The sequence below is a fragment of the Desulfatibacillum aliphaticivorans DSM 15576 genome, from assembly GCF_000429905.1.
Taxonomy (GTDB): Bacteria; Desulfobacterota; Desulfobacteria; order Desulfobacterales; family Desulfatibacillaceae; genus Desulfatibacillum; species Desulfatibacillum aliphaticivorans.
The window spans coordinates 1-14,136 of the sequence record NZ_AUCT01000026.1 but is presented as its reverse complement, the minus strand read 5'-3'; the positions used below and the strand labels follow the sequence as shown (position 1 = coordinate 14,136).

The following is a 14,136-nucleotide window of genomic DNA, read 5'->3' as shown; positions in this document are numbered from 1 at the left end:
CTTATACAACAGGAATGATTTAACGAATTTGGTCCGGATGGACGCGGCTATACTACCCTCGTGGGCAATCATTGTCTTTTAAGGAGAAAATTGTCAAGCAATTGAGGAAACAAACTATGGTTAATATCACTAGTCCAAAACATTTACGAAACGTGACGCCGTTATTTCCGGATCGTTGGTTATCAAAGGCAGGCCCAAGTATCTTGCGGTGGTAGCTATCAGGCGGTCATGCAATTCAGGGATGTCATCAATTTCTGCGGCTGTTTTAAGAATATCAAAACTTAATGGTTCGAACTGGTAGTTTTTACTTTTAAACAGTTCTTCTGCTTGAAGCAGACCGACATCGATTCTATTTTTCTCGAAAAGATAAAGCATTTCCATCAGCAAAATGGCGGGAACGATAATAGCGCACTCTCCTTTATCCGTGGAAAGATAAGCCTCGTGCGAACGCGCATTGATTACCTTATGCCCCATCATGAATTTCACCAGGGCCTGGGTATCCGTCACATAGCTATCCATTTTCAAATTCCCGCTCTAGATGCAGCCAGGATTTTTCCTTCATTTCTTTAAGCACAGAAAAGTCTATGTCATACCCTTTCAATATACCTTGCAGCTTAACCACCTTTTTTTCTTCAAGATTCTTTTTATGCCTCATGAAATCTATAAAAGCGGCTATGTCGGCCAGATCCTGCTGGGAAAAGCCGACCAGCTTATTATATATTTCGTGTTTGGTAATAGCTTCCTTGTTCATTCTCTCTCCTTTCGCCCACCAGAGGCTCCTGTGGAAAAGGGTTGAATTTATTCCAAATTAACGCGTTTTGGGACATAATGTCAATAATCCTAATCCTTGCCAAGCTCCCGTCTTGAAAAAAGGCGCCAGGAACGCTCCTTTTTCCCGCGAGCCTATCGAGGAATGTGTATCATAAAGGCATAACAATGTGAAACGCCTCACACTACATGGCTTTTTTCAAATATTCCCTTGCTTATGGAGGCGCCCGGCTGATAAAATTAAGAGCTTTGAAGCGGCGGCGGGGCTGATCCCGAAATGCCGCAAACATAGGGGAATGCCATGAAACGATTAGGAGTGGTTGCCGGAGTATTTTTCATCCTGGCGCTTTTCGCCGGGGCCGCCTTTGCGGGAATGGTTTCGGAATTCCAACTTACGGATGGAACCGTGTTGCGAGGCGAGATTATCGCTCATTCCGGAAGGGTTTACAGCATCCGCTCAAAAACCCTGGGAGTCATCCGGGTCCATGAGTCCAAGATCACATCCATTAGCTCGCAGAACCCGTCTTCAGGCGGAGTTGCGGGCAGCAGCCAAACCTCGTCTTACACGGGATCCACCAGTTCGACTTATGGAGCATCCAGCTCCGGCGGCGACGCCCAGGTTGTGAAGCAGAGCCAGGCCTTGCAGCGGCAAATGATGAGCAACCCGAACATCATGAACGAAATCATGTCATTATCATCCGACCCGGAAATCATGGAGATCCTGGCGGATCCTGAAATCATGAATGCGGTTTCCTCCGGGGATATAAATACTTTGATGGCCAATCCCAAGTTCATGAAGTTGTTGAGCCATCCTAAGATGCAGCAAATTACAAAAATGACGACGTCCCAATAGGCGGCCGGGATGAGGGGATGTTCTTTCCCGGGCGTCTTGACAGCAAATATAATATATAGTCGGTTCTTAGGCGCGGCCTGATGGGCGCGCAGTCCTACCAATGTTTTATAGGAGGCGGTTCCATGGGAGAAAACAATGTGATCTTTCTGGAAGTAATCGAATGGTTCGATGAAACCGGAAAGCAGATGGTTCAGCGCATTCCGCGTGAAGGCTCCGGTGAAATCAAATTCGGCGCTCAACTGACGGTTCGGGACAGCCAGGCTGCGGTGTTTTTCTACCAGGGCAAGGCTTACGACGCCATAGGCCCGGGCCGCCACACCCTGAAGACCCACAACATTCCCGTGCTGACCAAGATCCTGAGCGCCCCTTGGGGCATGCAAAGCCCTTTGAGAGCGGAAGTCTACATGGTCAACATGAAGACTTTCACGGATCTCAAGTGGGGCACCCGCGATCCTGTCGCCTTCAAGGACTCCCAGCTTGGTTTGGTGCGTTTGCGCGCATTCGGCATATTCAACGTGCAGGTGGTGCAGCCGGTGCTGTTTATCAACAGGCTGGTGGGCACCCAGGGCATGTACACGACCGAGGAAATCGAGGATTATCTCAACCGGGTCATTGTTTCGCGGTTTAACGACCACTTGGGCGAAAACCTGGACTCTTTGTTCAACCTGCCCGGCCGCTATGAAGAACTGGCGGACAGTCTGCAGCAGAAACTGGTTGACGATCTCTCCCACTTTGGGCTGGCGCTGACCCATCTTTATATTCGCGCCATCACGCCGCCGCCGGACGTGCAGCAGGCCATTGACGACAAAAGCCGCCTGGGCCTCTTTGACGACATGAACAAGCTCATGGCCATGAAAGCGGCCATGGCCATGGAAAAGGCGTCGGAATCCACCGGAGAGGCATCCTCGGGGCTTGGCATGGGCATGGGCGTGATGATGCCCGGAATGTTCGCCAACCTTTTGCAGCAGGGCGGTCAGCAGCCTCAACAGGGCGGACCTGCGCCTGCGGCCGAAAGCCAGGCGTGCCCGGACTGCGGCCAGCAGATTCCCAAAGACGCCCGGTTTTGCCCCCAGTGCGGGCATCAGCAGCTTGTTTTCACCCAATGCATGAAATGCCACAAAAACCTGCCGCCTACGGCCAAGTTCTGCAGCCGCTGCGGAACGCCCGTAAACGGCAAGGATCAGGCGGTTTTCTGCCAGGCGTGCGGCGCGGAAAACCTGGCGAATTCCAAATTCTGCAACAGTTGTGGAGAGAAACTTGGACTGGCGGATTGATCACCCATGCCCCCAATGCGGCGGGCCTGTAACTTTAGAAGAAACCGACCGGGTGCTGGCGTGCCCGTTTTGCAAAGTGCGTCTGCACATTACGTCGCGGGGGCCCTTCAGATATTGCATGGACCTGGGCGAGCAGGCGGATGAGGTGGTTTACGTTCCGTACTGGCGCTTTAAAGGGACCCTGTTTTCCGCGGCTGTGGATAAAATCAACAACAAGCTCCTGGATTCTTCCACCCAGGCGGCTTCCTTGGATTACGCCCCCATGACGCTGGGGCTTCGGCCCCAGCTCTTGCATCTGCGCTTTGCAACCAGGGATGTCCCGGGCTCGTACGTGGCGCCTGACATCCCGTTCAAGGACGCGCTAAAAGCCATTGAAATCAACCTGCGCCTCGCCCAGGTGGACGCCTACAAGGAAGAATCTTTTGAAAAGGCATACATCGGCGACAACACCAGCATCATTTACGCGCCCTTTTTCATCAAAGGCGGCCAGCTTTTTGACGCCGTCCTGAAAAAGCCCGTGGGACGGCTGCCTGAGGACGCTCAAATGCTGGACCCCAACCTGTTATCCAATCACAAATGGTCGCCGAATTTTCTTTCCGCCATGTGCCCTCATTGCGGCTGGGACGTGGCCGGCGAAACCGACAGCTGCGTGTTTTTGTGCCAGAATTGCGAAAAGGCCTGGCGGCCCAAGGACGAAGGCTTTAAACGGGTGACGGTCCAAACCATCGGCGAGTTGGAAAAAAGCGGAAAATACCTTCCATTCTGGCGGATTAAAGCCAAAGTGGAAGGACTGAACCTCGCTTCCGTCGCGGACATGGTCCGGGCGGCCAACCTTCCCAAAGCCATTACCGAGGAGATGGAAGATCAGGAATTTTTCTTTTGGATTCCTGCTTTTAAGGTCAATCCCCAGTTGTTCGTTCGTCTGGCCAGGCACATCACCTCCACCCCCTTTCCCGGAGAGTTGAAGGATAAATTGCCCCAAGGGGAAACCCACCCGGTCAACCTGCCCCTGAGCGAAGCGGCTCAAAGCCTGAAAATTTGCATCGCCTCTTTTGTCAAACCCAGGCAAACCATGGTGATGATGCTGCCGGAAATTACGGTCACGCCGCAAAAGGGCAGTCTGGTTTACGTCCCATTCGCCCGCCAGGGCGCTGAGTTTGTACACAGGCAAATGAATTTTTCCGTGAATTCAAGGGCCTTGTATTACGGCAGGGAGATGTAAACTATTCCGCCAACTTGTTTTGTTTGATGAACTCCAGCAAGGCTGACGCCAGGGCCTTGTGCCCCTCTGCATTGGGATGCATAGGATCCTGAAAAAGATCCAGCCTGCCCCCCAGCGCGTCGTAGGCCTCCAGCATGGGAACGCCTTCCTCCCGGCAAAACCGAACCGCCAGGCATTCATGCCTTTGCGTATAGGCGTAGCAAGGATGGATTATAATCAGGCCCGCCCCCATTTTTTTGCACAACCTGTTCATTTCAAATAAATTATTCAACCGCTCCCCATCCGTCACCCTGCGCGGATACGGCGCATTTCCCTTGGCGTTTTCAGGCCGGGAAAACTCTCCGCGTAACAAAAGCCCGGGCGTCATGCCTGGCATGCCGATTTGATGCAAGCCATTGACCGCCGGGCTGTATTGCCCGGTCCGCATATGCAATAGGAGTTTGCTTTTTAGGGCGAAACGAACCAGGGCCGACCTTTTGGCCAGGGAGGACAAGGAACGGAAGGTCCGGCTTCCGTAAAGCTGTTCGTCGGAAGCCATTTCGCAGAATTGGTTGAAATAGGTTTTTCGCACCAGGGTGGGCAGATAATCGTTGACCTCATGATACACCACAACCAAATCCGGGCTAAGCTCCGGCCCCCGCGTGCGAAGGAACTCCCGGCTTTGGTAGGACGACCAGGCGGGAACGCCGGCGTTGATAACCGTATAGCGGCCGGTCTCGTCTTTATCGCTTAAGAGTTTTTCCAGGATCGAAGGATAATCCTGGCCGTTGGCAAGCCCTGCTCCAAAGGTGGTGCTTTCCCCCAGGCATAAAATGCGGAACTCTCCGGGCTGCTTAGCCGAAACCTCCTGACTGCGCAGGCCCATGGAATTGATGGAAACTCGATGCTGATCATACGAAATAAAGGCGTCAAATCCCGGCTTCAGGATCCAGCCCAGGTCAGGATCGGGCAAAAAGGCCTCGGACCCGGGAAAGCTGGAATATTGGCACTGATCCGCATGGGTGGCGCGCACCAATGCCTCGGCTGCTCCAGTCAGGAGCAGTAAGCCGAGCATGAATGCGCTTAGGACAAACAGCTTGGGTTTGTATTGTCTCACGGCTGTCTTCAGGCTTTTTGAATCAGTTCAAAAAATGCAGGGCAACAGGGGCGCCCTCCGCAACTCCCTGTCAGGACTTAAACGATAGCATGTTCGGCGGAAAAAAAGAAGGTGCAATGAAACCGGAATTTTATGACTATTTCTTGGGTCTTCCAAAGCCGCCGCCGCCCGGGGTCTTGATTATCAGGACGTCCCCCGGATTGGCCTTGGTTTGAGCCAGGGAGGGAAGAACTTCCAGCTCGGCCCCGCCTTTCCGCAGAATCAGGTTTTGCCCCGGAGCGCCGGAAAGTCCGCCCATCAGGCCAAAGGGAGCGGAGGTTCTGCGCTGGGTCAGCAGGGATATTTCCATGGGTTCAAGAAATTCAATGGCCCGGATTGCTCCACAGCCTCCGGTGAATTCCCCTTCCCCGCCCGAGCCGCGCCGGATGCAAAATTGCCGGACCAAGACAGGATAACGGCGCTCCAAAATCTCCACGTCGGTAATGCGGGTGTTGGTCATGTGGGTGTGCACGGCATGGGCGCCGTCAAAGCCCGGGCCGGCGCCGGCGCCTCCGCAAATGGTTTCGTAGTAGCTCAGGTTTGCGTTGCCGAAAATAAAATTGTTCATGGTGCCCTGGCTGGCAGCGGCAACGCCCAGTGCGCCGAGCAGGATGTCCACAATTTTTTGGGAAAGTTCCACGTTGCCGCCTACGACGCCTGGAAATTTGGTTGGATCGTCCTGGCCAGGAGGATTCAGCATGGAAACGGGGGTGATGATCTTCACAGGCGCCAACACCCCGGAATTCAGGGGGATGTCCTCTTGAATCAGGCAGCGCAGGCAATAGAGAACACAGGCCGTGACGACGGCTTCGGAGGCGTTCAGGCTATTGGCGTTGACGGGGTCCGTCCCGGAAAAATCGATCAGGGCGGCGTCCCCCTCTATGCTTACTGCCACGGCCGTAAGCGCACCGTCGTCCAAGGCGTCCTTGAAAACATGCATGCCGTCGGGCAAAGCCTTTAAGGCGGCGCGGGTTTTTTCCTCGGCTGCGTCCCGGATGTATCCCATATACGCATTGACCACCTCCCAGGAGTGCCTGTCCGTCATGGCGATAAGCTCCCGGGCGCCTGTCTGGTTGGCTGCTATCGCGGCCCGGATGTCCGCGATATTTTCATGGGGATTGCGGGAGGGATAAGGCCCCTGGGTCAGGGCTTGCCTGAGCTCGGTTTCCAGAAAGCGGCCTTCCCTGCAAATTCTCAGGTGGGAGAAGATCACCCCTTCCTGGGCCAGGTTTTCGGCGAAAGGATAGCAGGATCCCGGCTGCACGCCGCCTATTTCCGCATGATGGGCCCGGGATGCGGTGAAAAAGCGCAACTCCCGCCCTTCGTCGTCAAACACCGGGGTCATAACCGTCAAGTCTGGAAGATGCGAGCCTCCCAAAGCCGGATGATTGGTCAGATAGACGTCTCCCGGCCGAATATCCTCAACGGCGTCCAAAAGCGACTGCACGGTTCGGCTCATGGCGCCCAGATGCACCGGGATGTGGGGTGCGTTGACCACGAGATTTCCTGATGAGTCCAAAATGGCGCAACTGAAATCCAGACGCTCCTTGACGTTGACGGAAAGGGCGGTGCGTCTGAGTATGACTCCCATCTGGGAGGCGATATGCTGAAAATGATGGTTAAACAGGGAAAGCGTTACAGGATCTCTGCGGGACTCGGTCAGGCCGGACTTAGCGTCCTCCTCCAGATCGCGAATGATTATGTCGCCCAATCCGGTGAGCACCGCCTCAAAGCCGGGATCTATGATGACCGTGGACAGGCCCTGGGTTATCATGGCCGGGCCGAAAACCCGGTCTCCGGGCCTGAGCATGGACTCGTCGTAGACCGAGGTTTGCATTTCCAGGCCGTCAAACCAGACCCATTTGGTGGAGTTGGAAACCGCGAGCCGCGGAATCTCGGCGGCCTTCTTTTTTTCGGGCCTGGGGGTTGAGCCCACGCACTCGGCCCGGATGGCCGCGATTTCGATCTCCCGGCCTTGGTGGACATGCCCGTACAACTGCTGATGGCGGCTTTCAAAAACGCCTGTCCAGTCTCCGTCTTCGGGGCGGCGGATGGAAATGGCGGTTTCCTCCCCTTTATAACGAAGGTCCATGATCCGCACGGGAGTTTTTATGTTTTCCGGAAAAATTCCCTGGGCCGCCGTCTCCTCCACAAGGGCCTTTTCCATGGCCTGAAAGCGCTGAACTAATGGGCCCTCAGGGTTCCAGGAGTGGGAATCCAGAGGGCGCAGAAAACTTTCTTCGCGAAAAGACCGGACGTCCGCGGCGCCTATGCCCCAGGCGCTGAGCACGCCCGCCAGGCCAGGCGCGCAAATCTCGCGCACGCCCAGTTCCCGGGCTACGGAGCACGCATGCTGAGGACCTGCGCCGCCGAAAGCCACCAAAAGGTAGTCCCTGGGATCGTAGCCTTTGGCTGCGCTGATGCGTTTGACGGCGTCCGCCATTTTTCGATTGGCCACTTGCAAAAAGCCCAGGGCCAGCTCATGGGGAGTCATGGGCTGAGGCGCCAGAGCGGCCATTTCCCTCAGTAATTTTTCCACCGGCGCCAAGTGCAGGGGAAACGGAAAATGATCCGAGCTGACCTTGCCGCAAAAATAATTGACGTCCGTTACAGTCAGGGGGCCGCCCCTGCCGTAGCAAGCCGGCCCGGGGTGGGAGCCTGCGCTTCCCGGGCCTACGGACAGGGTGACGCCGTCAAATTGGCAAATGGAACCGCCGCCGGCGGCAACGGTTTCAATGGCCATCATGGGCGCCACAATGCGAACCCCGGCTTTTTGCGCTGAATACTGGGTTTCGTATTCTCCGTCAAAACGGCTGACGTCCGTGGAGGTGCCGCCCATGTCAAAACCGATGGCCTTGCTCCTGCCGTAGCTGCGCGCCACGTCGGCGAACCCCACTACGCCTCCGGCCGGGCCGCTCAATACGCTGTCCTTGGCCCGAAAATGCTCAACCTCCACAAGCCCGCCCGCGGAAGTCATGACCTTAAGCTCCGCGTCGGGCGCTATGCTCCGAATCAGGCTAATGTATTCACTGAGCACCGGCGCCAGATAGGCGTCCACCATGGCGGTGTCGCCCCGGTCCAAGGCTTTGATGGTGGGAGTGAGGGCGCTGGAAACCGATATGTTATCAAAACCCAGGCTCCGGGCCAGGCGCTCCAGCTCCCGCTCATGGCAAGGATTGGCGTAGGAGTTGATCAGGCAGACAGCCAGGCTGTCGACGCCCTGATCCATGAGGTCCTTTAACAAGGGTCTGACGCTTTCAGCGTCCAAAGGCTTGAGAATTTCGCCCCAGACGTTTATCCGTTCCGGGATCTCCACGACCTCTACGAACAAAGGCTCCGACTTTTCAATATTCAGGGAGAAAAGCTCCGGCCTGGCCTGGGCGCCGATGGAAAGCAAATCCCCGAAGCCCTCCGTGACCGCCAACGCGGCAGGGCCGCCTTTACGCTCCAGCAGGGCGTTGGTTCCTCGGGTGGTTCCCAGGCGTATGGAAGATTGGCCTATGGCGTCTTTCAGGCCCAATCCAGCCAGCATTCGAATGCCTAAAATGGGCGCGGGTTCATGGGCTGTCAATTCATAGGAAAAGGACTTTGGAAGGTCTTTCGGCAAAGGCGGATCCACGGTAAAAACGCCCTGGGAAAAACCCAGAACCGTCCCCTTGCACCAAACCTCTCCATCGGATGAAAGAATGGATAGCTCGTACCCGGTAAAAAAATCGTCGGGCTGTTTTTTGCGAGCGCGGTCGAATACGGTCCCATCACCGGGGCGGGACGTCCCTTCCCCCTTGATTCCGCCGCTGGATAGCACCTTGCACCGGGACAGATTCTTTCCGTCCCATGCCAGGCAATCCGTAAATGTGCCGCCTACATCAATCCAATATTCCATAATCCGCTCGCTGAAAAACTCAATGCGCAAGAATGCCTTTCCTGGCGGGTCAAGTCAAGTGCGGAAAAACGGAGGCTTGATTTTGTAGGGAGAATGAGAAACCATGGCAAATGCGGCTTACACTATCGCAAAAAAAGAGGCCGCGCCGGATAAGCGCAGCCTCTTTGAATAAGCCGTGTTTTGAAAAAATGGTTATTTAGGATGGCAGGCGGTGCAGCTTGTGGGAGCGCCGTCTTTGCCCCGGAAGCCTTTTTCCTTGTTGTATGCCTTGTGGCAGTCCCGGCAATTCATGTGGAGGGCCTCAGCATGGTATTCCAGTTCTTTTTTCTGCTTTTCTTCCCTGGACAGGCCTTTGATTTCCTGCTTCACTTCCCTGGGCATTTCGCCGGCGATCTTGTGGCACTCAATGCAGCCCTGAACAGCGTCGCCTTCCTTCAGGTCCGCCAGAGGCTTGCCCTGGGCGTCATGATGGCATTCACCGCATGCAATAGCGTGATCTTTGTAATGCTTGCCATGGGTAAACTGCACGATGCCCTTTTTGTGGCTGTCGTAAGCAGCGTTTTCCATGGGAATGATATCAGGGCACGTGCTTGCAATGAGTCCTGCAGCCAGAAACAGCGTGGCGACAGAGGCCAGCATCAAAATTTTAAAGAGTTTTCCAGTCTTCATTGGTCGTTAAACCCCCTTTCCGTTCCGGTACGGTTGTAAGAGCCTTGAACTTTACCAGCCCGGATGGCGTAACGCCGCCAGGGCCTTGCTTTGATAAAAATCAAATTAACAAACAGCCTGAAAGGTGTCAATCAATATCATCAATATCATCAACATCCGTTTCAGGTTCGGGTTTTTTTCCGAAAATGACCGCGCCGATTATGCTTATTTCATATAGAATGACTAAGGGCGCGGCCATCATCAACTGGCTGAAGGGATCGGGCGGAGTCAGGATGGCGCCGCATATGACAAAAATGACTAAAGCATATTTCCGCCCTTTTCTCAGCATTTGGGGCGTGACCATTCCCATGCGGGAAAAGGTTACGATAAACAAGGGCAGCTCAAACACGACGCCAAAGGCAATCAGCAGTTTGGTGGCCAGTCCAAGGTACTCCTTCATGGAAGGCAGGGCGTCCGCAACGTCCCCCCCGAAAGCCAGCAGAACTTTAAAGCCCATGGGAAAAACAATGAAGTAGCCGAAGCTCGCCCCTCCGGCGAAAAAAAGGCATCCCAAAAAAACCAGGGGAAAAATCACCTTTTTTTCCTTGGAATAAAGGCCAGGCGCCACAAAGGCCCAAATTTCGTAAAGAATCACGGGCAGAGCAATAATGATTCCGCCGAAAAAGGATATTTTCAGATAGGCGATAAAAGGCTCGGTCAAGCTGGTGAAGATGAGCTTGCCGCCTTCGCCCATGGCGATATTCAAGGGCCTGGCCACCAAGGCGAAAAGCTGTTCCTTGAATCCGTAGCTGACGAAAAAGCCGACAAGAACCGTGACCACGCAGACAATCAGGCGGCTCCGGAGCTCCTCCAGGTGCTCGGTCAGGGGCATCTGTTTTTCTTCGGCCATATTTTCTTCGGTCATGACTCCGGGGCGTCCTCAGCGGCTGGGGTTTTCTTGTCCTGGTCGTCGTCGGCGCCATCATGGGCTTCCGCCTCGGCCTGGGCCTGGGCTTTGCTGTATGGGTCTTCCTCAGGTTCGGCGGCCAGGACCTTGTCCGGCTCGGGCTCCGGGGCCTGCTTGGCAGAGGGAGGATCCTCCCAAATTTTCGGAGCCTGTTTGGCGTCGGAAACCGCGCCTTTCACCTCGTCCTGCATGTCCTTAAAAGCGCTTTTCACCTGGGAGACGTCGTTGTCAATATCCAGGGAGTCCTTGATGTCCTGGGTGGCTTTCCGGAACTCGGCAAAGCCCTTGCCAAGGGCCTGGGCGATTTCCGGCAGCTTTTTGGGGCCGATGAAAATCAAGGCCACCAAAAGAATGACAACCAACTCCTGCATGCCTATGCCAAACATCTTTTTGGGCTCCTGCCTGACCTTGGTGGGTTGCAAAGGGGGTTAACAATTCCTCTTAAATGGGGAAGTTATTCTTTGCCAGGGCCTGTGTCAAGCATAATTGCCGGACCGGGGCGGCCGCCGGAATATTTGGCGGCGCAAAAAGCAAGGGAGGCGGGATAAGGGCGGCCTGGGCGCGCCTGAAACCGCTGAAATAGCCCCAGCCTGCTGTCTTTTTAACCCCGCCTTCATAATTTGGTTGACAAAGTTGATGATTATTTTTTAATGTCCCGACTTATCATTTTGCCGGAGTGGTGAAATTGGTAGACGCGCTGGACTCAAAATCCAGTGGGCTTCGGCCCGTGTCGGTTCAAGTCCGACCTCCGGTACCAGACACCCCCAAGGGGCTGGCCTTTTTAGGCCGGCCCCTTTTTGTTTCAGAGGCTCTTTACTGCGCCCGAATTTGCGCCTAAAATACATGAGTCCCAAAACTTGAGTTGTCCATAGGATTTTAAGGACTACACAAATATTTCCTTATAACGCATTCATTGCGTGCCCAGGCTGCGAACAAGATTGGATAGCATGATGCTAATACCGGTTTTAAATTCAAACACTTATGGCCCTTACTTAACCAGGGCGAACCAAAGTTTTTTTTCGAGAGAGGGCTTCAGCCTCATTTTTTTGTCTTCCCTTTCCCTGCGGGCAGCATTTTGGCCGCCTCCTCCAGTTGCCTTACATAATTTGATTCACCAAGGGATTCCTTGTACTCCCTGCGCCTTGCCTCAAACTTGTCATATTCGGCCCTGGCATGGTTGTCTGCCGCCTTTTTGGTCACTTTGCCTGCATTGGGCAGCACTTTTCTTTCGTTAAAGATCAGGAAATCATCCAGCTTCATTTCCCAGTCCTTCATGAAAATCTGCCTACGCCTCCTCGCCTGGTCTTCGGCAAAATCCAGCCACATGACCACAATGCGGTTCAGTTCCTCGATTTCTTTTTCATCCAGGTAGTTTTTCGCGATGGTCACATCGGTTTTGCGGACTTCGCCGCCTTTCCAGGTGGTCAGCCCCATGTTGGAGGCCATGTGGTCGGCCCGGGACTTGATGAGTTCAGGAGCCGTCATGCCAGTGGCTGCATAGTGGAGCTTGTTCTGGATAATGCTGAAGTACTTGGTGGTTTCACTCCAGGAGGGATCGTAATCCCCTGCCATGGCGAAGATTTCCCGCACCCGCAGGTACATCCGCCGTTCACTGGCCCGAATGTCGCGGATGCGTTCGAGCATTTCGTCAAAGTAGTCAGGAACGGCGGAATCCTTGACAGGTGGATTCTTGAGCCGTTCGTCGTCCATGACGAACCCTTTGACCATGTACTCTTTTAGTTTTTGGGTGGCCCACATGCGGAACTGGGTGCCACGGAGCGACTTGACCCGGTAGCCCACAGAGATGATTACATCCAGGTTAAAAAACTCGATCTGGCGTTCAACCTTCCTCGTCCCCTCGGTTTGAACTGTTGCAAATTTTGCAACAGTTGCCTCCCGATTTAGTTCGCCTTCCTCAAATACGCTGCGGATATGCCTTGATATTACAGATTTATCGCGTTGGAACAGGCTCGCCATCTGGTTAAGGGAAAGCCATACGGTCTCTTGGTGCAGGCGAACATCCACCCGTGCGCCATGGTCATCGGTCTGGTAAAGGAGAAACTCGCCGGGATCATCCGGCAAAGCAGGCAAATTATGATTGTCAGTCATGCTGATACTCCGATGATCTCATCGGGCGCCCCCTCAGCCTTGGATTGCAGGAAAATAATGTCAGCCCTGATTTCATCCAAAGTGCGCATCGTTTTGGGTTTCTAAAAATGCCTTGTGAAGGATATTTCATGTCCAATCAACTAATTATGCCATGGAAATTATATGAAATAACAAAACCCATAACTTACAATAACATAGTTTTCAAGCATATTTGTTGGAGTCCATGGGGTAACCTTCAATTGTTTAGATGAGTAGGCGAATAGGGAATGGACTTGTCGGCAAAAGCGTATTTGGCCGGGGTTCTTCCTTAGGCTTCCCGAATAACTTCCAGCAATCCATTTTCGTGCAGGCCAAGGATTCTTATAGCCGAATGTTTGGGAATGTCCGGCTTCCAAAGTCAGACGCCTTGAATGAGGGGCGATTGAAGATAAAATCAAGGGCGTTGATTGCATACTTCGAGTGGACTATTTGGGCGATCTCGCTCTTTTTCGCATCATGAAGATGCAGGATGCTTAATGCCTTTAAGTGGTTAGCCTCCGCCTGTTCTTTAATAGCTTTCAGGATGAAGCCGCATCAGGGCAAGCATGATGCTTCAAAATGGGTGTGACGTGGAAACGCTCCGGGTTTTGGGCAACTGGAAGGACTATTCCATGCCCATGTGGTATGCCGATGCCGGGAGCCCGGAGCATAAAAAACGCATTTTAAACCGCATGCCGGAACTGTCTGAAAATGTCGACAATGGGAGAAATATGGGAGAAACGCCCAAGGTGGCAGGGATAAATGCTTGATTTTATTAGCTGTCGAGACCGGGATACACTGTCCTCAAAATCCAGTGGGCTTCGGCCCGTGTCGGTTCAAGTCCGACCTCCGGCGCCGGACAATCCCAAGGGGCTGGCCTTTTTTTGGCCGGCCCCTTTCTTTTTCGCACTGGGCAGATCTCCCTCCCCCTCCCTTTTCGGCGGCTTTTTATTGTAAGCCTTCAGGGGGTAGTTAGCCCGGGTTACTGATCCATGCAAGGTCTGTGGGTTGGTTTTTCAGGAAGTCGGAGATAATTTGGACGAGTCTGGGATACACAGGAAGGCCGTGCATTCTTAAGGTATGTTTGAGGCTGAGGATGCGTTCCACCCAGCGGTCGCCTTTTTCGCTTTGGGTTCCCAGGCTCCGTTTGCGCCAGATCACCCCGTAACGCAAGGCCCTTTCCGCCCGGTTGTTGGTAGGGTCAACGCCCGGCTCGGACAGGCAAAGCCAAAGGCTTTCCATTTCCAGCATGAGTCTGC

General features: G+C 54.0%; 12 protein-coding genes, 1 tRNA gene and 1 pseudogene. 5 read left to right on the top strand and 9 right to left on the bottom strand.

Going from position 1 to position 14,136, the window contains the following annotated elements; translation table 11 throughout:
* Positions 1 to 129: 129 nt before the first annotated feature.
* Complete coding sequence (locus tag G491_RS31740; protein WP_051327412.1) at positions 130 to 519, bottom strand: type II toxin-antitoxin system VapC family toxin; 390 nt, start codon at positions 517 to 519, stop codon at positions 130 to 132.
* Complete coding sequence (locus tag G491_RS0120500; RefSeq protein WP_028315898.1) at positions 512 to 751, bottom strand: hypothetical protein; 240 nt, start codon at positions 749 to 751, stop codon at positions 512 to 514. Before G491_RS0120500 ends, G491_RS31740 begins: the two co-directional genes overlap by 8 nt.
* Positions 752 to 1,069: 318 nt before the next feature.
* Between G491_RS0120500 and G491_RS0120495 the strand changes: the two genes are divergently transcribed.
* From G491_RS0120495 to G491_RS0120485, 3 genes are all read left to right on the top strand, one after another.
* The gene (locus G491_RS0120495) at positions 1,070 to 1,621 is read left to right on the top strand and encodes a hypothetical protein (RefSeq protein WP_028315897.1); all 552 of its coding nucleotides are present in this window, start codon (positions 1,070 to 1,072) and stop codon (positions 1,619 to 1,621) included.
* A gap of 122 nt (positions 1,622 to 1,743) precedes the next feature.
* On the top strand, positions 1,744 to 2,895 hold the full coding sequence (locus G491_RS0120490; RefSeq protein ID WP_028315896.1) for an SPFH domain-containing protein: 1,152 nt from the start codon (positions 1,744 to 1,746) through the stop codon (positions 2,893 to 2,895).
* Positions 2,879 to 4,117, top strand: a complete 1,239-nt coding sequence (locus G491_RS0120485) for a TFIIB-type zinc ribbon-containing protein (protein ID WP_028315895.1) — start codon at positions 2,879 to 2,881, stop codon at positions 4,115 to 4,117. The genes G491_RS0120490 and G491_RS0120485 overlap by 17 nt, the downstream gene beginning before the upstream one ends.
* A 1-nt stretch (position 4,118) precedes the next feature.
* Here G491_RS0120485 and G491_RS0120480 read toward each other — a convergent pair whose 3' ends face one another.
* The 5 genes from G491_RS0120480 to G491_RS34305 all read right to left on the bottom strand — a co-directional run bounded on the left by G491_RS0120480 (position 4,119) and on the right by G491_RS34305 (position 11,172).
* Complete coding sequence (locus G491_RS0120480; protein WP_157468437.1) at positions 4,119 to 5,213, bottom strand: SGNH/GDSL hydrolase family protein; 1,095 nt, start codon at positions 5,211 to 5,213, stop codon at positions 4,119 to 4,121.
* A gap of 136 nt (positions 5,214 to 5,349) precedes the next feature.
* Complete coding sequence (locus G491_RS0120475) at positions 5,350 to 9,165, bottom strand: hydantoinase B/oxoprolinase family protein (protein WP_028315893.1); 3,816 nt, start codon at positions 9,163 to 9,165, stop codon at positions 5,350 to 5,352.
* 162 nt (positions 9,166 to 9,327) lie between these two features.
* Complete coding sequence (locus tag G491_RS34310; RefSeq protein WP_051327411.1) at positions 9,328 to 9,804, bottom strand: cytochrome c3 family protein; 477 nt, start codon at positions 9,802 to 9,804, stop codon at positions 9,328 to 9,330.
* A gap of 127 nt (positions 9,805 to 9,931) precedes the next feature.
* Positions 9,932 to 10,693, bottom strand: a complete 762-nt coding sequence (gene tatC, locus G491_RS0120465; RefSeq protein ID WP_136360806.1) for a twin-arginine translocase subunit TatC — start codon at positions 10,691 to 10,693, stop codon at positions 9,932 to 9,934.
* A gap of 11 nt (positions 10,694 to 10,704) precedes the next feature.
* Positions 10,705 to 11,172, bottom strand: a complete 468-nt coding sequence (locus G491_RS34305; protein ID WP_051327410.1) for a twin-arginine translocase TatA/TatE family subunit — start codon at positions 11,170 to 11,172, stop codon at positions 10,705 to 10,707.
* 248 nt (positions 11,173 to 11,420) lie between these two features.
* Here G491_RS34305 and G491_RS0120450 point away from each other — a divergent pair.
* Positions 11,421 to 11,507: transfer RNA gene (locus G491_RS0120450), tRNA-Leu, on the top strand.
* 281 nt (positions 11,508 to 11,788) lie between these two features.
* On the opposite strand, the gene G491_RS0120445 is transcribed toward G491_RS0120450, so the two are convergent.
* A complete protein-coding gene (locus G491_RS0120445; protein WP_028315892.1) occupies positions 11,789 to 12,859 on the bottom strand; it encodes a virulence RhuM family protein in 1,071 nt (356 codons plus the stop codon).
* A 584-nt stretch (positions 12,860 to 13,443) separates the two neighbouring features.
* Between G491_RS0120445 and G491_RS0120435 the strand changes: the two genes are divergently transcribed.
* Complete coding sequence (locus G491_RS0120435; protein ID WP_028315890.1) at positions 13,444 to 13,647, top strand: hypothetical protein; 204 nt, start codon at positions 13,444 to 13,446, stop codon at positions 13,645 to 13,647.
* A 321-nt stretch (positions 13,648 to 13,968) separates the two neighbouring features.
* Here the strand turns inward: G491_RS0120435 and G491_RS36385 are convergent.
* Positions 13,969 to 14,136, bottom strand: a pseudogene (locus G491_RS36385) (IS66 family transposase); the annotation flags it as partial.

Bases quoted from the DNA above. Each gene is read 5' to 3' on its own strand.
- G491_RS34310 (WP_051327411.1), bottom strand. From the start codon at position 9,804: ATGAAGACTGGAAAACTCTTTAAAATTTTGATGCTGGCCTCTGTCGCC.
- G491_RS0120435 (WP_028315890.1), top strand. From the start codon at position 13,444: ATGATGCTTCAAAATGGGTGTGACGTGGAAACGCTCCGGGTTTTGGGC.
- G491_RS0120495 (WP_028315897.1), top strand. From the start codon at position 1,070: ATGAAACGATTAGGAGTGGTTGCCGGAGTATTTTTCATCCTGGCGCTT.
- G491_RS0120500 (WP_028315898.1), bottom strand. From the start codon at position 751: ATGAACAAGGAAGCTATTACCAAACACGAAATATATAATAAGCTGGTC.
- G491_RS31740 (WP_051327412.1), bottom strand. From the start codon at position 519: ATGGATAGCTATGTGACGGATACCCAGGCCCTGGTGAAATTCATGATG.
- G491_RS0120445 (WP_028315892.1), bottom strand. From the start codon at position 12,859: ATGACTGACAATCATAATTTGCCTGCTTTGCCGGATGATCCCGGCGAG.
- tatC (WP_136360806.1), bottom strand. From the start codon at position 10,693: ATGGCCGAAGAAAAACAGATGCCCCTGACCGAGCACCTGGAGGAGCTC.
- G491_RS0120490 (WP_028315896.1), top strand. From the start codon at position 1,744: ATGGGAGAAAACAATGTGATCTTTCTGGAAGTAATCGAATGGTTCGAT.